The following is a 24,193-nucleotide window of genomic DNA, read 5'->3' as shown; positions in this document are numbered from 1 at the left end:
ACGGAGTTCCCATGAAATCCATCGTCCTCGGTGGCGGTGTCATCGGCGTCACTACCGCCTACTATCTCGCGCAGGAGGGTCACGAGGTCGTGGTGGTCGAGGCGCGCGACCAGCTGGGCACCGACGCAACCGGCGGCAACGCGGGCCTGATCGCCCCCGGCCACTCCTTCGCGTGGGCCTCGCCGGCCGCGCCTCGGATGCTGCTGGCCTCCCTGCGCGGACAGGCCACTGCCATCCGTGTCAAGCCCAGACTGGACCCCAAGCTCGCCAGCTGGGGGCTCCAATTCCTCCGCGAGTGCACGACCACTCGGGCAGAAGCCAACACGCTGATCAAGCTCAAGCTGTGCAAGTACAGCCAGGGCCAGCTGAACCAGCTCGCGGCCGCGGAACGGATCGAGTTCGAACACGTCCAAAGGGGCGCCGCCTACCTCTACCGCACGGAGGCGGACCTAGAACTCGGCGTGAAAAAGATGGACCTGCTTCGCTGCCACGGCGTGCCGATGAACGTGCTCGACGCCAAGCAGGTCGCCGAGCTCGACCCGGCGTTCGCCTCGGCCGGCGACACCTTCGCCGGCGGTATTCACGTCACCTCCGACGCCAGCGGGGACTCCGAGTTGTTCACCAACGAGCTGGCGGACCGGTGCAAGGGGCTCGGCGTCCAGTTCGAGCTCGGGGTGACCGCCGAGCGGTTCGTCACCGACGGCGACTCGGTACGCGGCGTGCAGACGAGCAAAGGGCTGATGCGTGCGGACAACTACGTCCTTGCGCTGGGGATCCAAAGCCCGTTCCTGTCCAAGACGGCCGGGCAACGGCTGCCGATTTACCCCGCGAAGGGGTACTCCCTCACCGCAGACATCATCGACCCCGAGGCCGCACCGAAGGTAGGCGGGGTCGACGAGGCGACCCTGGTCGCTTGGTCGCGCTTCGGTGACCAGCTGCGGATGTCCTCTACGGCCGAGTTCTCCGGGTACAGCCGTGACTGGAAGTTTTCCGACTTCTCCAACGTGCTCAAGACCGGCCGTGAGATCTTCCCTAGAGCGGTGGACTGGGACGGTGCCCGGATGCGGGCGTGCCTGCGCCCGATGACCCCGGACGGCCCGCCGATCATCGGCCGTGGCAAGCACACCAACCTGTTCTACAACACCGGACACGGGCACATGGGCTGGACGATGGCATGCGGCTCAAGCCGAATCCTGACTGATGTGATGGCAGGCCGGAAGCCGGCCTTGGACCTTCGCGGGTTCGAGGTCCGGTCACGGCGCGTCGCAGCGTGAACAACGCCGAGCCCGCGAATTGGCGATTCGCGGGAAAGGTAGCGCTGGTCACCGGCGCCAGCCGCGGGATCGGTCTGAGCATCGCTGAGAGACTCGTCGCCGAGGGTGCGCGGGTGGCCATCACGGCACGCAAGTCCGAGCCCCTCGAGCACGCGGTCGAGTCTCTCGGCGGTCCGCGGCACGCGATCGCGATCGCCGGCAAGGCCGACGACCTCGAGCACCAGCAGATCGCCGTGCGCACCACTCTCGACAAATTCGGTCGGGTCGACCTGCTGGTAAACAACACGGGGATCAACCCCGTGTACGGGCCCATGGTCGACCTCGAGCCGGCCGTCGCCCGCAAGATCTTCGAGGTCAACTGCCTGGCCGCGCTGTCCTGGGTGCAGCAAGTGCACCGGGCCTGGATGTGCGAGCACGGTGGCGCAATCGTGAACGTGTCCTCGGTGGCAGGGCTCAAGCCGGCGCCTGGCATCGGCTTCTACGGAGCCTCCAAGGCCATGCTGGCGCACATCACCTCTGAACTAGCCGTCGAGCTCGGACCCCATGTCAGGGTCAACGCAGTCGCGCCGGCGGTGGTCAAGACAAAGTTCGCCAATGCTCTATATGACGGCAAGGAGGACGAGGTGGCCGCGGCTTACCCGCTGCGCCGCCTCGGTGTCCCGGACGACATCGCGTCGTCGGTCGCGTTCCTGCTCTCCGAGGACGCGGCCTGGGTCACCGGGCAGATACTGGTCGTCGACGGCGGCCTCACGCTGACGGGCGGGGTGTGATGGCGACATCCACCATCGACCTCAACGCGCTGGTTCACATGGACCGGCTGGCTCCCGCGCTCGCGCAAGCCACCGGTCAGGACGCCTGGCACCACGCCACGGCGACGCTGATCGCAGGCGGGAAGTCGAACCTGACCTTCGAGCTGGCCTCGCCTGTCGGCGCCCTGATCCTGCGGCGACCACCCACGGGTGACCTGCTGCCCAGCGCGCACGACATGGCCCGCGAGGCACAGGTCCAAGCGGCGCTGAAAGAAAGCAGCGTGCCGGTGCCCCAGGTGGTGCTTCGAGACGACGGCGATCTTCTCGGCGTGCCGTGCTATGTCATGAACAAGGTGGCAGGCCACGTGATCCGCGAGAGGATGCCGGCCCACTACGCCGACTCAGCCGATCAGAAGGCCGCGATCGCCGACGCCCTCGTTGACGTCCTCGTGGCGCTGCACCAGCTCGACCCCGAGCAGGTCGGCCTCCGTGACTACGGCCGTCCACGCGGATTCCTCGAACGTCAGCTGCGTCGCTGGAGCGGTCAGTGGGAGGTTTCGCGGACCCACGAGGTGCCTGCGGTCACCGAGCTGGCCCGTCGGCTGCAGCACCGACTCCCGACCACCCCACGTACCGCGATCGTGCACGGCGACTACCGGCTCGACAACTGCGTGATGAACCTCGACGACCCCGGCCGGGTCGAGGCGGTGCTGGACTGGGAGCTCTCCACGCTCGGTGATCCGCTCACCGACCTCGGCATGCTCCTGTTCTACTGGGGCGACCCCGGTGACCCCGCACCACTCTTGACGCCTGCGGTGACGCGGACGGCCGGCTTCCCTCCCCGGTCGCGGCTCGCCCAGCGCTACGGCGACGCCACCGGCGTCGCGCTCGACGACTTGGCGTTCTACGAGGCGTTCGCTCACTTAAAATTCGCGGTCATCGCTCAAGGCATCGCCTCACGAGTGGCTGCTGGCGCCATGGCCGGACAAGACTTCGGCAACCTCGACGACGAGGTCCTGCGAATCGCCGAGACGGGTCTGCTGCGGCTCGATGAAAGGGAGTGAAGTATGGACTTCGCGATGTCGGCGAAGGCGGAGGACGCATGCGCCCGGATGTGGGACTTCATGCGGGATAGCGTGTTCCCAGCCGAACAGGAATGGGTGCAATACCTCGCCGCCAACGGCGCGCATGCCTACCCACCGGTGATGGAGGAACTGAAGGCAGAGGCGCGTGGCCGCGGCTTGTGGAATCTGTTTCTTCCCACGCTCTCGGGGATGTCGAACCTCGAGTACGCCGCCGTCGCGGAGATCACCGGATGGTCACCGGTGATCGCGCCCGAGGCGATCAACTGCCAGGCCCCAGACACCGGAAACATGGAGACCCTGCACCTGTTCGGCACGCCGGAGCAGCGCGAGCAATGGCTCCAGCCGCTGCTGGAGGGAAAGATCCGGTCGGCCTTCGCAATGACGGAGCCCGACGTTTCCTCCTCCGACGCCACGAACATCACGACCCTCATCACACGCGACGGTGGCGACTACGTGATAAACGGCCGCAAATGGTGGATCACTGGGGTAGCGGACGAACGGTGCAAGATCTTCATCGTGATGGGAAAGACCGACACGTCAGCCGACACCCACCGGCAACAGTCGATGATCCTGGTCCCGCGCGACACTCCCGGAGTCGAGATCGTGCGGCACCTGCCCATCTTCGGCTACCAGGACCAGCACGGGCACTCCGAGATCGTCTTCCGTGACGTGCGCGTGCCGGCGTCCAACCTGTTCGGTGCCGAGGGAGACGGGTTCGTGATCGCGCAAGCCAGGCTCGGGCCCGGGCGCATCCATCACGCGATGCGCGCGATCGGGATGGCAGAACGGGCGTTGGCCCTGATGGTCGACCGGGCCAAGTCCCGGGTCGCCTTCGGCAAGCACCTGTCCGACCAAGGCGTGGTGCAGGAGCTGATCGCACAGTCGCGGATCGACATCGACCAGGCCCGATTGCTCGTCTACAAGACCGCGTGGCTCATTGACAGATACGGGACCAAGGGCGCACGCACCGAGATCGCCGCGATCAAGGTCGCCGCCCCAGCAACGGCCACCCGGGTCATCGATCGCGCGATCGAGGTATTCGGAGGAGCGGGAGTCAGCGACGACACACCCCTGGCCTACTTCTACGCCTGGGCACGAGTGCTGCGGATCGTCGACGGACCGGACGCAGTGCACCGCCGCTCGATCGCCCGTGAGGAGCTGAAGCGTATAGCGCCGTATGTCGGCTGACACTGCATCCGTGTCCGCAAGAACGCGCGCCGTCGTGACGCGAAACGCTCAACCGCAGAACCTCCGGGCGCAGGTCAAGCGTGCCCTTGCCGAAAACCCCATCCGCACAGGTCAGGCGGCATGCTCGTACTGGTGGAGGATGCCGCCGAGCCGATCGCGTCGGCGTATGTCGAGATGGGTGATCTTGTGTGGATCGGCGATCGGCGCGGGTAGCGAGCGGAGCGGACGGGCGTTCGCAATGCCCTGGTGCGGGCGGTGCCCGTTGTAGAACTGTTCGAACTCGTGCAGGGCGTGGAGCAGGTGGCGCTGATTCCAGATCAAGGTCCTGTCGAGGAAGTTCTCGCCTGCAGGTCTGCACCCACCGCTCCATAACCGAGTTCATTCTTGGCATCCGGACGCCGCTGCGCACGATTTCGATCCCCGACTCGGTGAGGACGGCGTCGAACAGCGCGGGGAACTTGCCGTCCCGGTCCCGGATCATGAACCGCGCCCGGTAACCGGCGTCTTCGAGGTCCATGACGAGGTTCTTCGCGGCCTGCACCGTCCACGCGGCGGTCGGGTGCGCGGTGGCGCCCAGGATCCGGACACGGCGGCTGCCGTGCTCGATCACCGCGAGCACGTACATCCGCGTCCCGGTGAGGGTGACCGTCTCGAGGAAGTCGCATGCCAGCAGGGCGTCGGCCTGGGAGCGCAGGAAGTCTGCCCAGGTGCTGCAGGCGCGCTCGGGTGCCGGGTTGATGCCTGCCTCCTTCAAGATCTCCCACACCGTGGAGGCGGCCACCTTCACCCCCAGAACCAGCAGTTCGCTGTGGATCCTGCGGTACCCCCAGCTGGGGTTCTCCCGCGCCAGGCGTAAGGCCAGGGTGCGGATGAAGCGCACGGTCCGCGGCCGGCCCGGGCGCTTGGACCGGGACCGGGCCGCGTGGCGGCGGGTGACCAAGTCGCGGTGCCAGCGCAGCACCGTATCCGGACGCACCAGCAGCCGCACCTCGCGCAGCACGTCGCGCGGCGGCCGGTGCAGCAGCGCCGCCAGGAACGCCCGATCAGTCGCGTCGAACCGCACCTTCTCCTTGCCGAGCTGGCGCTCCAGTACGGTGATCTGATGGCGCAGGGCAAGGATCTCCACATCCTTCTCCCGATCACTCATCGGCAGCAAGCGCAGCACCGCGAACACGTTCGTGATACCCAGGTAAGCCAGTCGCAGCAGCACGGCGGACCATCATGCCGCAGCGATCACCAGTCGACCGAGATCCCAGCGCAAACAACTGGGTCAAGATCCCTGACACCTCGTACACCGACTCCGACCAGGGCGGATGAGATTTTCGGCAGGGGCAGGTCATCCAGCGCCGTCGAACCGCAGCGGTGATCGTGCAAACAGCACGCTGCTGATGGTGCGCGAGCGTGGCCGTGGACCCTCCGGACGGCACGATGGCCAGGAGTACTGGACCCTCCCTGGCGGTGGGATCATCCCCGGTGAGACGACGGAGGATGCCGTCGGCGAGAGGTCCGTGAAGAAGTCGGTCTACAAGCCGTTTCTGTCCGGTACCTGCTTGATGTGCCCTACCCCTCGGGGCTGACCGCATGCTTCGCCGTCCAGGTCGCCGACGGCGAACCATCCTCGGGCAGGACCAGATGCCATGCGACTGTCCCGTGATGGTGGGACTGACTGGGTGCCACTGCCCCAGGTAACGCCGACAACGCCCGGCCTGCCCACCCCGACCATGCTGCTCACGTGGCCGGCTAGCTGAATCCGGCTGGGACCCGCACCCGAGCGGGTGTGAGTCGACGAGCGGCGCACCAGCCGCGATTCAAAGGTGCTGTGGCACGAGCAGAGCAAGCAGTGGGTGATGGTCGCGGTAGACGTAGGAACGATTACACCTGCATGAACAGGTCCCGGATATCCGCCAGGTCTGGTTAGGAGCGGTCGGCGGACGGGTCGTTCGCGGCGGGCCGGTCCAGGTCGGCTCCCTGCTCACGCAGGATGCGCTGGGCCACCGCGAAGGCCGCGTTCGCGGCCGGTACTCCGCAGTAGATCGCGGTGTGCAGCAGCACCTCACCGATTTCGGCGGGCGTCAGGCCGTTGCGCAGGGCGGCGCGTACGTGCAGCGCCAGTTCCTCCAGGTGGCCCCGGGCGACCAGGGCGGTGAGGGTGAGGGTGGACCGGGTACGGCGGTCCAGACCGGGGCGGGACCAGATCTCGCCCCACGCGTAGCGGGTGATGAAGTCCTGGAAGTCTGCGGTGAAGGTGGTGCTGTTGGCGATCGCGCGGTCCACGTGGGCGTCGCCGAGAACGGCCCGGCGTACCGCCAGGCCGGCGGTGTGACGTGCCCGGTCGTCCGTCGCCCCGGCCGTGGCCGGCGGGCAGGTGGCGGCGAGGTGGCGGAGCAGGACCTCGGTGACCACCTCCGGGCGTTCCACGTTCGCCAGGTGGGCGGCGCCGGCCAGTTCCAGCAGGCTGGCGCCGGGGATGCCGTCGGCGAGCCGGCGGGCGTGCGCGGGTGGGGTGGCCGGGTCCTCGCGGCCCGCGACCACCAGGGTGGGTACCGCGATCCGAGGTAGTTCACCGCTCAGGTCGTAGGAGGCGAGCGCGTCGCAGCAGGCGGCGTAGCCGGCGGCATCGGCGGCCGCGAGGTCGTCCAGGAGCGCGGTGGCGCGGGCGGAGTCCGCGAAGCGCGCCGTGAACCAGCGGTCGGCGGTGCCCGCCACCAACACCTCCGTGCCGTTGGCCCGGACCAACTGGGCCCGCTCGGCCCAGGACCGAGGCTCGCCGAAGCGGGCGGAGGAGCAGACCAGGGCGAGTGAGCGGACCCGGTCCGAGTGGTGCCGGGCGAGGTGGGTGCCAACCGCGCCGCCGAGGGAGATGCCCGCGTACGCGAACTGTCGCCATCCGTGCTGGTCGGCCAGGTCGAGAACCAGCCGGGCCAGGTCGGCGACGGACGTGGCGCCCGGTCGACCGTCCGGCAGCAGGCTGGTGGGCGAACCCCCGTGGCCCGGCAGGTCCCAGCGCAGTACCCGGTGGGCACGGGCGAGATCAGGCAGTGACGGTTCCCATACCGCGAGGGAGGTGCCGAGGGACGGGCCGAGGATCAGCGGTGGGCCGTTCTCCGGACCGTCGAGCCGGTGATGGAGCAGCGGTCGCCGCGGCTGGGCTGTCATCTGTTCTCCCATGGTGCGGTCGGTCTGGAGCGTGCGTCGCGGCGCAGGGCCTGGTCGGTGAGCGCGGCGGCCGAACCGAGATAGTCGACCGGATCGATGAGTTGGCGAATTTGGCTTTCGTCCGAGAGGCCAGCTCGCCCGGCCTCCTCCGCCAGTGCCTGGTCGAGGCCGATGTGCTCGGCCGTGGCACGCTGGGCGGCGCGGGCGATGAGTTGCTTTGCCCGCGCCCGGCCGACCGCAGCGGCGAGCACCGCGTTCAGCCGTTCCGAGACGATCAGTCCGCCGGTGAGGTCGAGGTCGGCGCGCATCCGGTCTGGCCGCACCCGCAACCCCTCGGCCAGTTGGCCGGCCTCCCGGGCCGCGCCGCCGGTCAGCCGGAGCGCCTCGCGCAGCGTCTGCCACTCGGCCTGCCAGGCGCCGGACGGGCGCTCGTCCTCGGCGACGAGGGCGCCGAGCAGCACGGCGGCGAGCGCCGGCACCTGGCGTGCGGTCGCGGCGAGGAGCGTGGCACGCACCGGGTTGCTCTTCTGCGGCATGGCGGAGGAACCGCCGCCGGATCCCTCGGACACCTCGCCGATCTCGGTGCGAGAGAGCACCAGGACGTCGGCGGCGAGCTTGCCGAGCGCGCCGGTGGTGAAGGCCAGGGCGGCGCCGAGGTCGGCGACCGGAGTACGCAGGCTGTGCCAGGGCAGTACGGGCTGCGCCAGGCCGGTCTCCTCGGCGTACCGGGCGATCAGGGCCAGGCCCACATCACCCCGCCCCGGCACCGGCACCTCGGATTCGGCATAGGCGTGGAACGCGGCAAGCGTCCCCGCCGCTCCGCCGAGTTGCGCGGGCAGCGTCTCCCGTACGGCGTGCAGGCGGTCCTGGGCGTCCAGCACGAGGCTCCGCCAGCCAGCGACCTTGAGCCCGAACGTGGTGGGCACGGCGTGCTGGGTGAGGGTACGGCCGGGCATCGGCGTCGCGCGGTGCTCGGTGGCGAGCCGGGCCAGGGCGGCGGCGGTGCGGTCGAGGTCGTCCAGCACCGGGCCGAGGGTCCGACGGGCGACCAGCATGGTGGCCGTGTCGAGGATGTCCTGGCTGGTGGCGCCGCGGTGGACGTACTCGGCGGCGGCCGGGTGCCGGGCGGCGACGGCCGCGGTGAGGTCGGCGACCAGCGGGATGACCGGGCTGCCGTCGGAGTGGGCGCGGACCGCAATGCCGGGCAGGTCGTACGCCTGCGCGTGGGCCGCCGCGACGACCGCGTCAGCGGCCGCCGACGGGGCGAGGCCGAGTGCGGCCTGCGCCCGGGTGAGCGCCGCCTCGGCGTCCAGCATGGCCTGCAGGAATGCGGCGTCACCGGTGGCGGACTCGGCGGCCGACCCGACCCGGACCGGGGAGAGCAGGCCCACGTCGGCGCCGCTCGGTAACGAGGTGCCGCTACCGTCGGGCACCTCAGCCGAAGTCAAGGAACACCGTTTCCTCGTCCGGGCCGTCGCCAGCCTGGATCCGGATGTCGAAGCGGTACGTCCGCTCGCGCTCGGCGGTGGCGAGCAGGGTTGCGCGCCGCCGCGGATCCAGGGCGGCGAGCACCGGGTCGGCGGCGTTCGCCCCGACCTGCTCGGGCAGGTAGATCCGGGTGTACAGGTGGTGCAGCAGGCCACGGGCGAACAGGCACACCGCCAGGTACGGAGCGGCGCCCGGCCGGGCACCGGGCGGCAGCGTGTGCAGGACGTAGTGCCCGTCGGCGTCGGTGGGAACCCGGCCGAAACCGGTGAAGTCAACGCCATTGCGGCCTATCACCGCGCCGGTGACGGGGTCACGACGCAGCGATCCGGGCACTCCGGTGGTGGCGCCGTCGGGACCGGCTTGCCAGAACTCCAGCAGCGCGTCCGGGACCGGCTGCCCGACGCCGTCGTACACCCGTCCGTGCACGGTGATGGTGTCGGGGTGCCCGAGCGGGGCCACGTCGCCGCCGCCCCGGAAGGGCAGGGCGTAGCCGTAGAAGGGACCGACGGTCTGGGACGGGGTGGGCGCGAGCGGACCCGCCGGGGTAGGAGTGTCGTCGGTGGCCATCAGCGGCCCTCCTCGATCCAGGTGGCGGCCGGGCCGTCCAGCACGATGTCCCACCGGTAGCCGAGGGTCCATTCGGGGCTGGACAGGTCGTGGTCGTACGCGGCGACCAGGCGCTGCCGGGCCGGCTCGTCGGTGACGGAGTTGATGATCGGGTCGTAGCGGAAGAGCGGGTCGCCGGGGAAGTACATCTGGGTGACGAGCCGTTGGGTGAAGGCGGTGCCGAAGAGCGAGAAATGGATGTGGGCGGGCCGCCAGGCGTTGCGGTGATTGCGCCACGGGTAGGCGCCCGGCCTGATGGTGGTGAACTGGTAGTGGCCCTGGTCGTCGGTCAGGCACCGGCCGACCCCGGTGAAGTTTGGGTCGAGCGGGGCCGGGTGCTGGTCGCGCTGGTGGGCGTACCGGCCCGACGCGTTCGCCTGCCAGATCTCGACCAGTTGGCCACGCACCGGATGGCCCCGGCGGTCCAGGACCCGCCCGCTGACGGTAATCCGCTCGCCGAGCGGCTCACCGTGGTGCTGCCGGGTGAGGTCGGGGTCGAGGTCGGTGACGTCGGTGACGCCGAAGGCGGGCCCGGTGAGTTCGGTGGCCTCGGGGTCCCGGACGGCGACGAGCGCCCGCTCGGGGTGCCGCAGCAGGCTGCTGCGGTAGGGGGAGTAGTCCCGGGCCGGGTGGTCGGGCAGGCGTCCGTCCACTGCCCGAGCCCGGGCGCTCTGCCGCGCCTCGGCGATCTCCCGGTCGATGTCAGCCTGGATGAGCGGGACCTCGGCCGGGCCGGGGGGGCGGGTCGCGATGGGTGGTGCGGGTGCCAGTTGGACCGGCGTGGTGGTGGCGGTCATCGGGTCTCCGTCAGGTATCGGTCGGACGGGCGGTGGCGGCGCGTGGGCGGCGCGGACTTCGGGGTGCGGGATCGCCTCGGCCGTCCGAAACTGCGGTCAGCGTTCGAGCACCAGGGCGAGGCCCTGCCCTACGCCGATGCACAGGGCGGCCACCCCGACGCCGGTACCGGCGTCGGCGAGTTGATGGGCGACCGCGCCCGCGATGCGGGCGCCGGAGGCGCCGAGCGGGTGGCCGATGGCGATCGCGCCACCGCGCGGGTTGACGATCGCCGGGTCGAGCTCTGGCCACTCGCCCAGGCAGGCGAGCGACTGCGCGGCGAATGCCTCGTTGAGTTCGACCGTGTGCAGGTCGGCGAAACCTCGGCCGGCCCTGGCCAGGCCCCGGCGCACCGCCTCGACCGGTCCGACCCCGAAGTACTGGGGCTCGATGCCGGTGACCGCCGAGGCCCGGATCCGGGCGAGCGGTTCCCGGCCACTGGCCCGCAGGCCCTCCTCGTCGGCGAGCAGCAGGGCCGCGGCCCCGTCGTTTAGCGGCGACGAGTTGCCGGCGGTGACCGTGCCACCGTCGGTGCGGAAGACGGGTTTCAGCCGGGCGAGGGCCGCCGCGGACGTGTCGTCCCGGATGCATTCGTCGCGCGGCAGGTCGACGCCCGGGTAGCCGACGACCTCCGCGTCGAAGCGGCCGTCCCGCCAGGCGCGGCTGGCCTTCTCGTGGCTCGCTAGCGCGAAGGCGTCCTGGGACTCACGGGTTATGCCGTACCGGTCGGCGACCAGTTCGGCGCTCTCGCCGAGGGAGATCGTCCACTCCGGTGACATGTGTGGGTTGACCATGCGCCAGCCGAGCGTGGTGGAGTGCAGTTGCTGATGACCGGCCGGGAAGGCCCGTTCGGGCTTGGGTAGCACCCACGGCGCCCGGCTCATGGACTCCACCCCGCCGGCGATGGCGATCGAGGCGTCGCCGCACCGGATGGCCCGCGCCGCCTGGATGACAGCTTCCAGGCCGGAGCCGCACAGCCGGTTGACGGTGGCGCCGGGGACGGTGACGGGGAGTCCGGCGAGCAGCACCGCCATCCGGGCCACGTCGCGGTTCTCCTCGCCCGCGCCGTTGGCGTTGCCGAGCAGTACGTCGTCGACGCGGGCCGGGTCCAGCTGCGGCGTGCGCTTGACCAGCGCCCGGAGCACGTGGGCGGCCAGGTCGTCGGGGCGGATACCGGCCAGCGCCCCGCCGTATCTGCCGATCGGGGTGCGTACGGCGTCGACGACGAAAACGTCGCGGGAGCGGTCCGTCATGTCGTACGCCTCCCGGCGGCCTGCAGTGCGCGCAGGGCGGCGAGTTCGGCGGCGGTGGGCGGCGGCGTGGTGGTGAGCGTCCCGGCGATGCGCAGCTCCCAGCCGGTGGCGGCCCGGACCTGCTCCACGGTCACACCCGGGTGCAGTTCGGTGAGCACCAGTTCGGCGGTGGTCGGATCGGGCCGGAGCACGCCGAGGTCGGTGATGACCGCGACCGGACCCGCGCCGCGCAGGCCGAGCCGGGAGCGGTCGTCGGGGCCGGAGCCGTGGCCGACCGTGGTGATGAAGTCCAGCTTCCGCACCAGGTTACGGATGGAGTGCCGCAGCACGATCAGCACCTGGCCGCAGTTGGCCGCGATTTCGGGGGCGCCGCCAGCGCCGGGCAGCCGCCCCGGCGGTTTCGTCGGCCCGCGGTCGATGAGGGTGGTGTTGATGTTGGCGTACCGGTCGACCTGAGCGGCGCCGAGGAAGCCGACGTCAATCCGGCCGGCCTGCAGCCAGTAGTTGAAGATCTCCGGTACGGAGATCACCGCGTCCGCGGTGTCGGCGAGCTCCCCGTCCCCGATGGACAGCGGTAGACGGGTGGGCTTGGAGCCGAGGGTGCCAGCCTCGTAGATGAGCACCAGGTCGGGACGTCCGATCCGCCGGGCGAGGTTGGCGGCCGTGCTGGGCAGGCCGATACCGACGAAGCAGGTGCGGTGGCCGGTGAGCGCCCGGGCCGCGTTGACCGTCATCAGTTCGTCGGAGGTCCAGTGCGCTACGGCCGGCACGGTGGCGGTGGCGGGCCGGGTGGTCGACGTCATCGGGTGGCGGCTCCTTCCGGATCGGTGACGGGTTCCAGGACGTGTTCGCGCATCCAGGCGTGGAAGGTGTCCCGGTCGCGCGCGATCGGGTCCCAGGCCTGGTAGAAGGCGTTGTCGCGGACGGAGTGGCCGGCCGCGTACGAGGGGTGGGCGCCGCCCGGGGCGTGGGCGACGGCGGTGACCGCCCAACTGGGCAGGGTGACTGCGTCGGGTCGCGGCGCCAGCTCCTCGACGATCTCCTCCACGGTGACCAGGACCCGGTCGGCGGCCAGCGCGGCTTCCTTCTGCACGCCGACCAGGCCCCAGAGCCGGACGTTGCCGCGGCGGTCGGCCTGCTGGGCGTGGATGACGGTGACGTCGGGGTTCACCGCGGCCACCGCGGCCAACTCCTCCCCGGTGAAGGGGCAGGAGACGGTGCCCACGGTGTCGCTGCGGGTGGCCAGGTCGCTGCCGCGGTAGCCGCGTAGCACGGCGAAGGGCAGTCGGGAGGCGCCGGCGACGTACCGGTTGGCCATCCCGGCGTGGCTGTGCTCGTCCAGCTGCAACGGGCGGGGCCAGCCGTTCTCCACCGCGTCGCGGAAGCGGTGCAGCGAGCCGACGCCCGGATTCCCGCCCCAGGAGAAGACGAGCTTGCGCACCAGTCCCATGCCGATGAGCTGGTCGTAGATCACGTCCGGGGTCATCCGGACCAGGGTGAGATCGGTGATGCCCTGGCGGATGATCTCGTGTGCGGCGGCGAATGGGATCAGGTGGGTGAAGCCCTCCATCGCGACGGTGTCGCCGTCATGGATCAGCTCCGCCACGGCGTCGCGCAGGGTACGGATGTCGGCCATGCTTTCCTCTGCTTGTCGGTACGCGGGGATCAGAGACCCAGCCCCGCGTGGTCGAGGCGGGCGACCCGGTTGAGCCAGACCTGGGCGTCGTTGAAGTGCGAGCCGAGGTCGGGCAGCTCGGCGATGTCATCCGCCGGCAGCTCCGGCGGAACCTTGCCGTGCTGACCCGCGTACAGCGTGATCCGGGCGAGGGCGTCGAGGTTGAGCGCTCTGACCACGGCCTGCTGCACCGAGTCGCCGGTCGCGACGATGCCGTGTGCCCGCAGGACGCACGTCGGCTTGTCGCCGAGCACGGCGGCCACATCCTTGCCCAGCTCCGGCCGGTTGATCAGAACGCCGCGCGGGTAGACCGGAATGCCCTCGTGTGCCAGCCGCATCGCCGGGATGTTGTAGGCCCCGACGATCGGCCGCAGCGACAGGCCGGCGAGGTCGGCGGCGATGACGGCCGGTGGGTGGACGTGTACGACGGCCCGGACATCCGGCCGCGCGCGCAGCACCTCGCGGTGGATCGGCAGCTCGTTGGGCACCTGGTAGGAGTCAGCGAGCGGATCGTTGTCGTCGAGTCCCACCGCGTGCACATCATCGGGGTCGGTGAACAGCAGCCCACGCTCGCGCGGGCCACGGCAGCGGACGTACAGCCCGCCGTCTTCGGTGCGCAGGCTGACATGGCCGAGGACGTCCTCGGCGAGCCCCTGCTGGGCGAGAACCCGGCAGGCGAGCGCGACCAGGTGCCGGGCGGCCTGCGCCGGGTCGGTGGGCGTGCCGCGCGGGCTGGTGATCTGCTGGGGGTCGGTGATGGATCCGGACGCGGACACTATCGGTCTCCGACCTGGCGCGGCATGGTTCGCAGCTCCTCGAGAAGTTCGCAGCTCTCCGGATACGGACGCTGCCGGTACGGGGTGGTGCTGACGTCAAGGAAGAAGTCCACGACGACGCCGAGTGTCCGGCTGCGGACGCCCGCCGTGTTCGCCATCGCCTCGGCCAGTACGACGTCCTTCTCGATCGTGCTCGCCGGCGCGTGGGTAGCCATGCCGGCGGCGTCGTCGCGGAAGTACTTCGCGGCCGTGGCCAGCCCGGAATCGCCGCCGCTGCACTGCTGAACCGCGGTCGCGACGGCGTCGGGGTCGAGGCCGAGCTGTTTCGCGACGAGCAGCGCCTCGGCCGAGGCGAGGTACCAGGCGTACTTCACATGTTGGTTCAGCAGCTTGGTCGCGTAGCCGGCGCCTCGCCGTCCGCAGTAGATCACGGTGCGTGACACCTGCTGCAGTATTCCCTCGGCGGGGCCCAGCACGCCGGGTTCGCCGCCCACCAGGACTGTCATGTCCGGGGCCTTGCGGCTCACCGGGCAGTCGACGAACCGCCGGCCGGCGGCGTCGAAGGCTGCCCCGACGACGGTGGCCAGATCCGGCCCGCAGGTGGACATGTCCAGCAGCATGGCGTCCGCGCCGAGGCCGGCGAGCACGCCGCGTTCGGGGTGCAGGGCCACCTCGAGTACCTGCGTTGGTCCGGGCAGGAAGGTCATCACGACATCACTGCGTTCGGCCAGGTCGCGCGGATCGGTGGCGGCGACAGCGCCCCGGTCGGTCAGTGGCGCGACGGCCTCCGGGCGGGTGTCGTAGCACCCGGTTGGGTATCCGGCGGCGAGCAGGGCATCTGCCAAAGCCGTGCCCATGCCGCCAAGTCCGACCACTCCGACACGCTCCACGGGTCCCCTCTCGATGGCGATTCGTGATGGTCGCCAGTCACCAGGTCAAGTCTCAGAAAGAAGTTCTTCACAGCGGACTGTAGGACATGTGCCGCGCAGGGAGCAAGGTCGCCCGCAGCCTAGGGGAGAGACGCTGCTCAGTGCCGCTGGTTGGGGACGCGGGGACCTGTTGACATCCCCTGTGACGTGGCTTACGGTCTGGCACTGCACTACCTTGCAGAAATATTTTCTGTCTGTTCCCGGCAGGTAACCGCCTGTTTCGGGCAGGTGACCACCCAGGCCAACGACGCCAGCGTGCGCCGGAACCTCATGTCGATGGGAGACGATGTGCTGGATGCACTGGGGAGTGCGCTAACGCAGGTTCTGGCACCACAGTCGCTGCTGATGATGGTCATCGGGGTGATGCTCGGCTTCGTGGTGGGGATCCTGCCTGGACTCGGCGGCGCAGTGACCCTGGCCCTGCTGCTTCCGTTCACCTTCGACATGGAGCCGATCCCGGCCTTCGCGCTGCTGCTCGGCATGTACGTGGTGACCGCCACGACCGGCGACATCACCTCGGTGCTGTTCGGTGTACCCGGCGAGGCCTCGTCGGCCGCGGTGGTGCTGGACGGGTACCCGCTGACCAAGCGGGGTCAGGCGGGTCGCGCGCTGGGCGCCGCGCTGACCAGCTCTGCTGGCGGCGCCATCTTCGGCGTGATCGTGCTCGTCGCCGTGATCCCGGTGGTACGCCCACTGATCCTGTCGATCGGGCCGCCGGAGTTCTTCGGACTGGCCCTGTTGGGCCTCACCTTCGTGGTCACCCTCTCCGCCCGTCAGCTGCACAAGGGACTGCTGATGGCCGCCGTCGGCATCCTCATCTCCCTGGTGGGACTGGACCCGAGCACCGGGGCACCGCGGTACACCTTCGGCTCGCTGCACCTGTGGGGCGGGGTGGGTATCGTCCCGGTCGTCGTCGGCCTGTTCGGCGGCGCCGAGGTCCTGCAGATCATGCTGCAGAAGCGCAGCGTCGCGAAGACCGGGCAACGGAGCTCGAAGCTCGTCGGGGTCACCGAGGGCATTCGCGACACCGGGCGCCACTGGTCGTTGGTCCTGCGGGCAAGCGCGATCGGGTCGGCGATCGGTGTGGTGCCGGGCGTCGGAGGAACGGTCGCCCAGTTCATCGCCTACGGTCACGCCCGGCAGACCTCGAAGAACCCGGACCAGTTCGGCAAGGGCGCGATCGAGGGCGTGATCGCCGCGGGCGCGACCAACAACGCCAAGGACAGCGCGTCGCTGATCCCGACCGTCGCGTTCGGCATTCCCGGCTCGGCGAGTAGTGCGGTGCTGCTCGGTGCGTTCCTGATCCTGGGGCTCGAACCCGGCGCGAAGATGCTCACCACCAACCTGGACGTGACTCTGTCGATGGTCTGGATCACGGTGTTCGCCACGTTCGCCTCGGTCACCGCCGCGTTCCTGCTACTCAAGCCGCTCACCCGGCTGACGCACATCTCGGGGCCGCTGCTGGTGCCGTTCCTGCTCCTGCTGCTGGGCATCGGTGCCTACAGTTCGAGCAACAGTTTCGCCGACGTGCTCGTGATGCTCGCCTTCGTCGCCATCGGCATCGGCTGCCTGCGATGGGACTGGCCGAGAGTGCCGCTGCTGCTCGGCCTGGTACTCGGCAGCATCCTTGAGCGCTACCTGTTCCTGTCGAACTCGGTCTTCGGTAGCAGTTGGCTGCTGCGGCCGTACTTCCTGGGCATCGTCGGCGCCATCGTGTTGGTCTTCGTCTTCCACGCACGCCGGACCCGGCGCGCCAAGCGCTCCGGGCAGGACCGAGAAAAGGAGGAGGTGTCCGCGTGAGCGACGTCGTGACCGGGGAGACCGACCGTAAGGTCTACCTGCCCGACCTGGTGGCGGGGGTGCTGCTGACCCTGATCTTCGGCGCGGCATTCGTCACCGCCCTCAGCTGGAGCGGCAAGGCGGCCGTCTTCCCGCTCGCCATTGGCGGGCTCGGCGCGCTGCTCGGCGTCGCCTTCGTCCTGCGCTCCCTGCTCCGCCCGGGGAAGCGGGACGCCACGCCGCAGCGCAGGGTCGGGGACGATGACGAGGACAGCGACGAGGACCTGCAGTACGCCTTCGAGACCGCGAGTGCGCGGGAATGGGCCGTCGCCCTGTCGTACCTTGTCGCGTTCTTTGTCGCCCTCTACGTCCTGGGGCTCTACTTCACCGCGCCGTTGTTCGCCGTGGCCTACCTGCGGCACCAGGCGAAGGCCTCGTGGGTCCTCTCGGTCGTCTACGCGGCAGTCCTGTTCGCGGTGCTGTACATCGCCTTCGGCGTGGTCCTGCAACTGCCGGTACCACCCGGGCTATTCCCGGTGCTGTAGCACCCATTTCCGGGCTGTGATGCGCCGAGCGAAATGCGTTCATCCCATCCGTCCTGATCGGACGGAGAGTCGAAGAGAGGCATGTCGAGCATGCGGAGACTGTTGGGCATCACCTGCGGTGTGGTCGTGTCGGCCCTGCTGCTGACCGGCTGCGGCCCCGCGGGCAAAGCCAAGGCGTCGGGCAACTTCGAGGGCAAGAAGATCGACCTGATCGTGCCCTTCGATCCGGGCGGCGGTTACGACCAATATGCGCGCCAGCTCGCCCCCGCCCTGGGTAAGAAGCTCGGCGCGAAGATCCTCGTCATCAACAAGCCGGGTGCCGGCGGCCTGCTGGCCACCAACGAGCTGTGGAAGGCGAAGCCCGACGGCACCGAGATCGCCTTGTTCAATATGACCGGACACGTCGGCAGCGCGCTGGCCCAGGCCGAAGGGGTGCAGTACCAGGCCGAGAAGTTTTCCTACATCGGCCGGATCAGCAGCGAGCCGGACCTCGTGGTGGTGAAGGCGGGCGGGAAGCTGAACTCGTTCGACGACGTCAAGGCGGTCGCCAGCGACAAGCCTGTCCGCTTCTCCGCGACCGGACCCGGATCCAACGAGTACGTCGGACCACTCGTGCTGGAGAGAACGCTGAACTTCAAGGCCGAGCTCGTGACCGGCTACGGGGGTAGCAACGAAGCGCTGCTCGGCGTGGTCGCCGGCAACGTTGACGCGTACTCGCGCTCGCTGTCGAGCCAACTCCCGGCCATCAACAGTGGAGACTGCAAGCCGGTCCTGGTCATCGGTGCGGAACGGGTGAAGGAGTTCCCGGATGTGCCCACCGTCCTGGAGGTCGCGGACGACACCCAGCGGGCTCTGCTGGAGACTCACACCAAGCTGATCGAGAGTGGTCGTACGTTGTCCGGGCCGCCGGGGATGGACCCGCAGCTGCTCGAGGAGCTCCGCAAGGCGTTTGAGGAAGTCGTCACGGACCCGGCGTACCAGGCGGAGGCCGAGAAGGCCGGCCGGCCGGTCGGCTTCACCAGCGGCGCCGACGTGCAGAGCGTGGTGAACGAGCTCATGGGCTCGCCGAAGGAGTACGTCGACATGCTGAAGCAAGGCTTCAACGGCAGGTAGCCCGGGGGGACCTCGTTCTATCGGCAGGCTCGCCACCGTGGTGATGTTCACCCCGGTGGCGAGCCTGCTTTCCTAGCCCGAGTTTCCGGCCTTCGTGATCCACAAGCGCTATAAGCGTTGTGCCGTAAGGGTTCTGGGCACTCCATGCGTATTACCCAAGGCACCCCATGGCGTGGTCCAGTACAGTGCGACTTTGCGCCCATCAGGGGCCAGAACGCCACCGGCCAGACACGGGCGTGGGTAATACAACTAGCTAGGGCGTGTCCTGCCGATCTTGTAGTTGTTGATCGTTGACGATGTTCTGGTGGTGCGTCGTGGTGAGTTGACCGATGAGGCATGGGCGGTGATCGCGCCGCTGCTGCCGGAGCCGGGCGGTGGCGCGATCATCGTCAGGTCGTTAACGGGATCTTGTGGAAGCTGCGGACCGGTGCGCCGTGGCGTGACCTGCCCGAACGGTATGGGCCGTGGAAGACCTGCCATGAGCGGCTGCGTCGGTGGACGGCCGACGGGACGTGGGATCGGATCCTCGCGGCGGCGCAGGTGCATGACGACGGGACACCGGTGCAGTGGATGATCAGTATCGACTCGTCGGTCGTGCGGGCGCACCAGCATGCCGCTGGCGCCCGTAAAAAGAGGGCTCCGCGACAAGTGCGGCGACGCCTGGTGCGCAGGATGGCGAGGCCATCGGCCGGTCCCGAGGCGGGCTGAGCACGAAGATTCACCTCGCCGTCGACGGACGCGGCCGGCCGTTGTCGATCCTGCTCACCCCGGGTCAGGCCGGCGACAACCCGCAGCTCCTGGCGTTGTTGGACGCGATCCGGGTCAACGAACCGGGACCCGGTCGGCCCCGCAAACGCCCTGAGGTGCTGATCGCGGACAAGGGCTATGCCCACGACTCGACCAGACGAGCGTTGCGGCAACGCGGGATCCGGCACGTCATCCCCGAACGATCCGACCAGGTCGCCCGCCGCGCCGCGAAAGGCAGCGCCGGCGGTCGACCCCCGGCCTTCGACAAGGTGATCTACAAGAAGCGCAACGTCGTGGAGCGCTGCTTCAACCGGTTCAAGCAATGGCGTGACCTAGCAACCCGATACGCCAAACGCGCCTCGCTCTACCGGGCCAGCCTCGTGCTGATCGCCGCGGTCATCTGGCTTCCATGATCGACAGGACACGCCCTAGGCTGCCCACAAACGCCTGCTGAGCTGGGAAAATGCCACAGTTGATCAACGAAGGCCGGAAACTCCGGATACTAGCTGCCGGCCGCGTTGCCGAGAAGGTCCTCGAGCAGGGCGGCGGCGGCGTGCAGTTGACGGATGACCGTCAGCTGACGCCGCTTGCTCATCCGGTTCGACGGCGCCGAAGCGTTGAGCGCGGCGACGGTGATCCCGCGCTTGTCCCGGACCACGGTAGCCATCGAGATGATGTCCTCGGTCTCGCGATAGTTGGTCGCGTAGCCCAGTTCGCGTACCTGCGCCAGTTCCGCGTCGAGAGCCTCGCGCTCCGCCCGGCTGTATCCGCCGGTCCCGGTTGCCGCGTCGCTGACCGGGAACAGCTCGTCGAGCTGGGCCGGGGTGAGATCGGCCAGCATCGCCTTGCCGGTAGCGGTGCGGTGCGCGGGCATGAGTTGACCGGTGCGATCGGCCACCCGTAGCGGGCGGTTGCACTCGGCGGCCGCGAGATAGCGGATCTTGCCGCCCTCGAGCTGGGCCAGGTGCACCGTTTCTTCGATCTTGACGGCCAGATCGTCCAAGATTGGTCGGGCGAAGGTGCGGATGTCCATGTTGCGTACGGCGGAAAGGCCGAGGTCGAGCAGGGCGGGGCCGGTGACGTAGGTGCGCAGGTCGCCTTCCTGGCGGACGAAGTCGTGATGGATCAGCATCGCCAGCAGCCGGTGGGCGGTGGAGTGCGCCACGTTGAGCGCGGTGGCGACGTCGGACAGGCGAAGCCGCTTCTGGTCGCGGAACATCAGCAGCAGGCGCAGCGCGTTGTCCACCGACGAAATTGGGTACGAAGGCCCTGCCTTGGCCGGTTTGTCCGCGCGCTCGTCAAGCATCGGACAACCTTATCGTCATGGCAGGGCCCCGTTACGACGCTGGTGCTATACGAAGATCGATAGGTTCTTGGCGAGCAGGACGGACTGGTCGAGGAGCAGTTGCCGGCGGCATACCTGCCACCCGCCGTCCACCCGACGCAACCGGTCGGTCCGGCGGCCGACGAGGAAGTCGGTCTCGTCCGCCACCCGATTGCGGTATACCAGGAACCGGCAACTGACCTCGACCTCGGGCGGCTGCACCGACTCCACCCGCACATTGGTGACCAGGTGCGAGACCCGGGACACGGGCTCCTCCGCCCAGTGCACGCCGGTCATCAACTGGTCGACCCGCAGGCTGACCGTGTCCTTGCCCTCGTCGAACCAGCAGATCTCGCTGCCAGCCCGGGTCTGCTCCCGCTCGTCCGTCTCGTCGAACTTGACGTTCATCCGCAGCGGCACCGAGTACTCGTAGTCGTCGGCGAGCAGATCGAGCCATTCGGTGTAGCGGCGCTGGTCGAGCAGGTCGGCCTCGCGGTACAGGAAATCCGCGATCTCCGCTTGGAGCAGCAGTCGCTCGACCGCCTTTTCGTCGATTGCCATGACTCTCCTTGTCAATATCGGGAAGGGTGCCAACCGCCGGGGTGGCTACGCGTCCGCCTCGCCGACCCGCTGGCCGGACGCCCGTTCGTCGATCTCGGCGAGCTTGTTCAGCTCCGGCCAGGAAAGGCCGTCGACGACTTCGGCCCAGCGACGGTAGAAGGCGCGCGCATTGACCTCGCCGGCGATGGCGTGGTTCGAGTGCACCGCCCGGTCGAGCTCGCTCGGCTGCTCTTCGCCGAGCCCCTGCTGGTAGTTGTACGGGAACCTTCGGGCCACCACACCACGGCTGGACTCGGTGGCGTAGTCCCAGTTCTCCATGTCGTCCTGCTCGGTCATCCCGGCCGGGCCGGCGTACCGCATGTAGTAGCGGCGCAGCCAGGCGCGGACAAAATCGGGCGCCGACTTGTCGACCAGGTACCAGCGCCAGACCTCGGTTTCGGTGGGGCTGACCGGGTGCGCTACCAGGATGGTCCGCGGGAAGCCGGCGGCGAACGACATGTTCGGGAAGAGGGTGGCCGGGCCGCGCCCGCCGAGCGGTCGTTCCTCCCGGTCGAGCTTCTGCTTGCGGGTATCCCAGGCCTGTCGGAAGTACTCGGTCAGCTCATCCTCGGCGAACGTCGGGTAGGGAATCTCGTAGTCGAGGTTGTCCGACGCACCGTGACCGAGGCGGAACGACGTCTTCATCCGCCCCTTGGAGAAGCCGCCCTGGTTCTGCTGCTCGCCATGGCGGCGCTTGCCCTTGCCGCCCGGGCCGATACCCACGGCCTCGACGGAGGCGTGGGTCGACGCGCCGTGGTAGGTGTCGCCGAGGAAGTTCTCCGACACGAACTTCCAGTTCGACTTGATCCGCCACTTGTGCACGCCGCGGAAGACCTCGGTGCCGCCCTCGGTACCGTCGAACGCGTCTGCCAGGTTGTCCAGCCACCAGTGGAAGTCGCCGACGTAGTCGTCGAACTCCGGTGCCTCCGCGTCCCAGTTGGCGAAGACGAGGCCCTTGTAGCTGCGCACCTTCGGGCAGCGGACCAGACCCCACTTCTCCTTCTCCAGACGTCCGCTGTAGGCCGCCTTCAGGTGGGGTACGCCGTGCAGGTCGCCGGGCACCGCCACCAGCGAACCGTCGATGGAGTAGGACCAGGCGTGGTACGGGCAGGTGAACTTCATCGTGTTGCCCTCGTCGTACCGGCACACCCGCATCCCGCGGTGCCGGCAGGAGTTCAGCAGCACGTGGATTTCACCCTGGTCGTCCCGAGTGAGCAGGACCGGGTCCGAGCCCATCCAGGAGGAGAAGAAGTCACCCGGGTTCGGCACCTGGCTCTCGTGCCCGACGAAGAGCCAGGCGCGGGGGAACAGGTTCTCCAGTTCCTGCCGGTGGATCTGCTCGTTGATGAAGATCTCGCGGCTGATCTCGCCGCGCTGGACGTCCACGAGATCGCGGACGTTGACCGTCTCAGCCGCGACGGGCTGGTTGTGGGACGTCGTGCTCACCGTTGCTGCACCCTTCTTCGAATGGTTCGCTCGGTCGTGTGCGCGCTCTTCATCGCGTCTCGACCGCCGTGACTTTTGTAGCCAGTCCCTGGATCTGCTGGTGGACCTCGTCCACGGTGGCCGCGCGCTCCCATGACCGGCGGCAGGCGGCGATCGCCCTCGGCCAGCCGAAGGTCACGGCCGCGCTGAACTTTCCGTGTCGCGAATACACCGCGACGTGCCGGTCGCCGGCCGGGATGGTGCAGCGCAGAAGGTCGACCCGGTCGTCGGCCTCGATCCGCCCGGCCATCTGGATCTTCATGCCGTACTGGTCGGACCAGAAGTACGGCGCCTTGGTGTGTGGCCGGAGGTCGCCCGGGGCCAGGATGTTGTGCGCGACGAGGTGCGCCTGCTCAACGGCGTTGGTCCAGTGCTCGACCCGGCGGTGCGTCCCGTCGTGTACGTCGTACCAGCGCGCGACGTCACCGATCGCGTAGACGTCCTCGGCACCGGGCACCGCGCAGTGCTGGTCGGTGATCACCCCGTCGTCGAGCGGCAGTCCGGAGGAGTGCAGCCACTCGGTGTTCGGAACGCAGCCGATGCCGACCACGACGGTGCCTGCCGCCAGGCGGCGACCGTCGGCCAGGTGGACGATGCCGGTGCCGTCGGTGAGCTGCTCAACTCTGGCCACGGCCGCGCCACCGAGTACGGAGACGCCAAAGCTTTCGTGCAACTCGGTCATCAGCGCGCCGACGGCCGGGCCGAGTACCCGGGTGAACGGAGTGGGGAGTGACTCGACGATCGCGGCCTGGGCACCGAGCGCCACCGCGCTGGCGGCGACCTCGGCACCGATGAAGCCACCGCCGACCACGACGACCGGGCCGCCCCCGAGCATGCGCTGCCGGAGCGCGGTCGCGTCCCGCAGTTCCCGTACGGTGTGCACGAGCTGGTTGGCCTCGGTGGTCAGGGTCCGGGCCCGTACACCGGTGGCGATGACCAGGGCGTCGTACCCGATGCGCTGGCCGTCGGCGAGCAGCACCTCTTTGCTTTCGGTGTCGAGGTCGACGGCAGGGGAGCCCAGTCGGCCGTCGAGCCGCTCACCCGCCCAGCCGGCCGCGCCGAGCAGCGCGATGTCGTCCGCGTTCTGCTCGCCGGCGAGCACCTGCTTGGACAGCGGCGGCTTGTCGTACGGCTCCGTCAACTCGGCGCCGATGATCATGATGTCGCCGCCGAAACCCCCGGCCCGGAGTGCCTGCGCCGTACGTACGCCGCCGATCGAGGCGCCGACGACGACTACCCGGTCAGGCGTCATCGTTGACCAGCCAGATCGCCGAGACCGGGCAGCTGCGTACGGCCTCCGTGGTGGCGTCCACCTGGGCTGCGGTGACGGTGTCCTGCAGCACGACCACCATCCCGTCGTCGTCAAGATCGAAATGGTCGCCGTCGAGGGCGACGCAGTTGCCGTAGCCCTGGCATTTGGCGATGTCCGCGTTGATCCGCATGGGCAGGTTCAACTCCTCGAGACAGTGATCCCGGTCGAGGATCGCTCTTGCGTGTAATGGTCTTACCATTTACCTTAGGAACAGTTTCGTCAGGGTGTCAAGCGGCGAAGATCAGGATCAGCTGAACTGGGGACGCCCCGGCAAC

General features: G+C 69.1%; 21 protein-coding genes and 2 pseudogenes. 9 read left to right on the top strand and 14 right to left on the bottom strand.

What is annotated here, in order from left to right; all coding sequences use genetic code 11:
- Positions 1–11: 11 nt before the first annotated feature.
- The 5 genes from OG470_RS32760 to OG470_RS32740 all read left to right on the top strand — a co-directional run bounded on the left by OG470_RS32760 (position 12) and on the right by OG470_RS32740 (position 5,873).
- On the top strand, positions 12–1,274 hold the full coding sequence (locus tag OG470_RS32760; protein ID WP_328418514.1) for a D-amino acid dehydrogenase: 1,263 nt from the start codon (positions 12–14) through the stop codon (positions 1,272–1,274).
- Positions 1,271–2,044 carry an SDR family oxidoreductase gene (locus OG470_RS32755; protein WP_328418512.1) on the top strand — a complete coding sequence of 258 codons (774 nt, stop codon included), beginning with the start codon at positions 1,271–1,273 and terminating at the stop codon, positions 2,042–2,044. Before OG470_RS32760 ends, OG470_RS32755 begins: the two co-directional genes overlap by 4 nt.
- The gene (locus tag OG470_RS32750; RefSeq protein WP_328418510.1) at positions 2,044–3,087 is read left to right on the top strand and encodes a phosphotransferase family protein; all 1,044 of its coding nucleotides are present in this window, start codon (positions 2,044–2,046) and stop codon (positions 3,085–3,087) included. The genes OG470_RS32755 and OG470_RS32750 overlap by 1 nt, the downstream gene beginning before the upstream one ends.
- A 3-nt stretch (positions 3,088–3,090) precedes the next feature.
- Entirely contained in the window at positions 3,091–4,296 is a 1,206-nt protein-coding gene (locus OG470_RS32745; protein ID WP_328418508.1) for an acyl-CoA dehydrogenase family protein, read from the top strand.
- A 1,313-nt stretch (positions 4,297–5,609) separates the two neighbouring features.
- Positions 5,610–5,873 carry an NUDIX hydrolase gene (locus tag OG470_RS32740; protein ID WP_328418506.1) on the top strand — a complete coding sequence of 88 codons (264 nt, stop codon included), beginning with the start codon at positions 5,610–5,612 and terminating at the stop codon, positions 5,871–5,873.
- Between the two features lie 337 nt (positions 5,874–6,210).
- Here OG470_RS32740 and pcaDC read toward each other — a convergent pair whose 3' ends face one another.
- The 9 genes and pseudogenes from pcaDC to OG470_RS37430 all read right to left on the bottom strand — a co-directional run.
- A complete protein-coding gene (gene pcaDC, locus OG470_RS32735; protein WP_328418504.1) occupies positions 6,211–7,452 on the bottom strand; it encodes a bifunctional 3-oxoadipate enol-lactonase/4-carboxymuconolactone decarboxylase PcaDC in 1,242 nt (413 codons plus the stop codon).
- Positions 7,449–8,900 carry a 3-carboxy-cis,cis-muconate cycloisomerase gene (gene pcaB, locus OG470_RS32730; RefSeq protein WP_328418502.1) on the bottom strand — a complete coding sequence of 484 codons (1,452 nt, stop codon included), beginning with the start codon at positions 8,898–8,900 and terminating at the stop codon, positions 7,449–7,451. Before pcaB ends, pcaDC begins: the two co-directional genes overlap by 4 nt.
- Positions 8,887–9,507, bottom strand: coding sequence for a protocatechuate 3,4-dioxygenase subunit alpha (gene pcaG / locus OG470_RS32725; RefSeq protein WP_328418500.1), 621 nt, complete (start codon positions 9,505–9,507; stop codon positions 8,887–8,889). Before pcaG ends, pcaB begins: the two co-directional genes overlap by 14 nt.
- Positions 9,507–10,343, bottom strand: coding sequence for a protocatechuate 3,4-dioxygenase subunit beta (gene pcaH / locus OG470_RS32720; protein WP_328418498.1), 837 nt, complete (start codon positions 10,341–10,343; stop codon positions 9,507–9,509). The genes pcaG and pcaH overlap by 1 nt, the downstream gene beginning before the upstream one ends.
- Positions 10,344–10,439: 96 nt before the next feature.
- Positions 10,440–11,633, bottom strand: a complete 1,194-nt coding sequence (locus OG470_RS32715) for a thiolase family protein (protein WP_328418496.1) — start codon at positions 11,631–11,633, stop codon at positions 10,440–10,442.
- Positions 11,630–12,436 (bottom strand): CoA-transferase subunit beta, encoded by an 807-nt coding sequence (locus OG470_RS32710; protein WP_328418494.1) that lies wholly within the window; start codon positions 12,434–12,436, stop codon positions 11,630–11,632. The genes OG470_RS32715 and OG470_RS32710 overlap by 4 nt, the downstream gene beginning before the upstream one ends.
- The gene (locus OG470_RS32705; protein ID WP_328418492.1) at positions 12,433–13,269 is read right to left on the bottom strand and encodes a CoA transferase subunit A; all 837 of its coding nucleotides are present in this window, start codon (positions 13,267–13,269) and stop codon (positions 12,433–12,435) included. The genes OG470_RS32710 and OG470_RS32705 overlap by 4 nt, the downstream gene beginning before the upstream one ends.
- A 29-nt stretch (positions 13,270–13,298) precedes the next feature.
- Complete coding sequence (locus OG470_RS32700) at positions 13,299–14,084, bottom strand: class II aldolase/adducin family protein (protein ID WP_328418490.1); 786 nt, start codon at positions 14,082–14,084, stop codon at positions 13,299–13,301.
- A pseudogene (locus OG470_RS37430) lies at positions 14,084–15,001 on the bottom strand (NAD(P)-dependent oxidoreductase); the annotation flags it as partial. The gene OG470_RS32700 and the pseudogene OG470_RS37430, both read right to left, overlap by 1 nt.
- Before the next feature lie 159 nt (positions 15,002–15,160).
- Here OG470_RS37430 and OG470_RS32685 point away from each other — a divergent pair.
- From OG470_RS32685 to OG470_RS32670, 4 genes and pseudogenes are all read left to right on the top strand, one after another.
- The gene (locus OG470_RS32685) at positions 15,161–16,813 is read left to right on the top strand and encodes a tripartite tricarboxylate transporter permease (protein ID WP_328418488.1); all 1,653 of its coding nucleotides are present in this window, start codon (positions 15,161–15,163) and stop codon (positions 16,811–16,813) included.
- The gene (locus OG470_RS32680) at positions 16,810–17,337 is read left to right on the top strand and encodes a tripartite tricarboxylate transporter TctB family protein (protein WP_328418486.1); all 528 of its coding nucleotides are present in this window, start codon (positions 16,810–16,812) and stop codon (positions 17,335–17,337) included. Before OG470_RS32685 ends, OG470_RS32680 begins: the two co-directional genes overlap by 4 nt.
- Positions 17,338–17,463: 126 nt before the next feature.
- The gene (locus OG470_RS32675; protein ID WP_328418484.1) at positions 17,464–18,450 is read left to right on the top strand and encodes a Bug family tripartite tricarboxylate transporter substrate binding protein; all 987 of its coding nucleotides are present in this window, start codon (positions 17,464–17,466) and stop codon (positions 18,448–18,450) included.
- Between the two features lie 307 nt (positions 18,451–18,757).
- Positions 18,758–19,610, top strand: a pseudogene (locus tag OG470_RS32670) (IS5 family transposase).
- An 89-nt stretch (positions 19,611–19,699) separates the two neighbouring features.
- Here OG470_RS32670 and OG470_RS32665 read toward each other — a convergent pair.
- The 5 genes from OG470_RS32665 to OG470_RS32645 are packed head-to-tail and all read right to left on the bottom strand — an operon-like array spanning position 19,700 to position 24,048.
- Positions 19,700–20,503: an IclR family transcriptional regulator gene (locus OG470_RS32665; protein WP_328418482.1), complete on the bottom strand. Its 804-nt coding sequence runs from the start codon at positions 20,501–20,503 to the stop codon at positions 19,700–19,702.
- A gap of 45 nt (positions 20,504–20,548) precedes the next feature.
- Positions 20,549–21,082 (bottom strand): 3-phenylpropionate/cinnamic acid dioxygenase subunit beta, encoded by a 534-nt coding sequence (locus OG470_RS32660; RefSeq protein ID WP_328418481.1) that lies wholly within the window; start codon positions 21,080–21,082, stop codon positions 20,549–20,551.
- Positions 21,083–21,127: 45 nt separating this feature from the next.
- A complete protein-coding gene (locus OG470_RS32655) occupies positions 21,128–22,567 on the bottom strand; it encodes an aromatic ring-hydroxylating oxygenase subunit alpha (protein WP_328418479.1) in 1,440 nt (479 codons plus the stop codon).
- A gap of 49 nt (positions 22,568–22,616) precedes the next feature.
- The gene (locus tag OG470_RS32650) at positions 22,617–23,858 is read right to left on the bottom strand and encodes an NAD(P)/FAD-dependent oxidoreductase (protein ID WP_328418478.1); all 1,242 of its coding nucleotides are present in this window, start codon (positions 23,856–23,858) and stop codon (positions 22,617–22,619) included.
- Positions 23,848–24,048, bottom strand: a complete 201-nt coding sequence (locus tag OG470_RS32645; RefSeq protein WP_328418476.1) for a ferredoxin — start codon at positions 24,046–24,048, stop codon at positions 23,848–23,850. Before OG470_RS32645 ends, OG470_RS32650 begins: the two co-directional genes overlap by 11 nt.
- Positions 24,049–24,193 lie beyond the last annotated feature (145 nt).

Origin of the sequence: Micromonospora sp. NBC_00389 (assembly GCF_036059255.1) — a bacterium.
Lineage (GTDB): Bacteria > Actinomycetota > Actinomycetes > Mycobacteriales > Micromonosporaceae > Micromonospora.
This window is presented reverse-complemented; position numbering and strand designations above follow the sequence as displayed.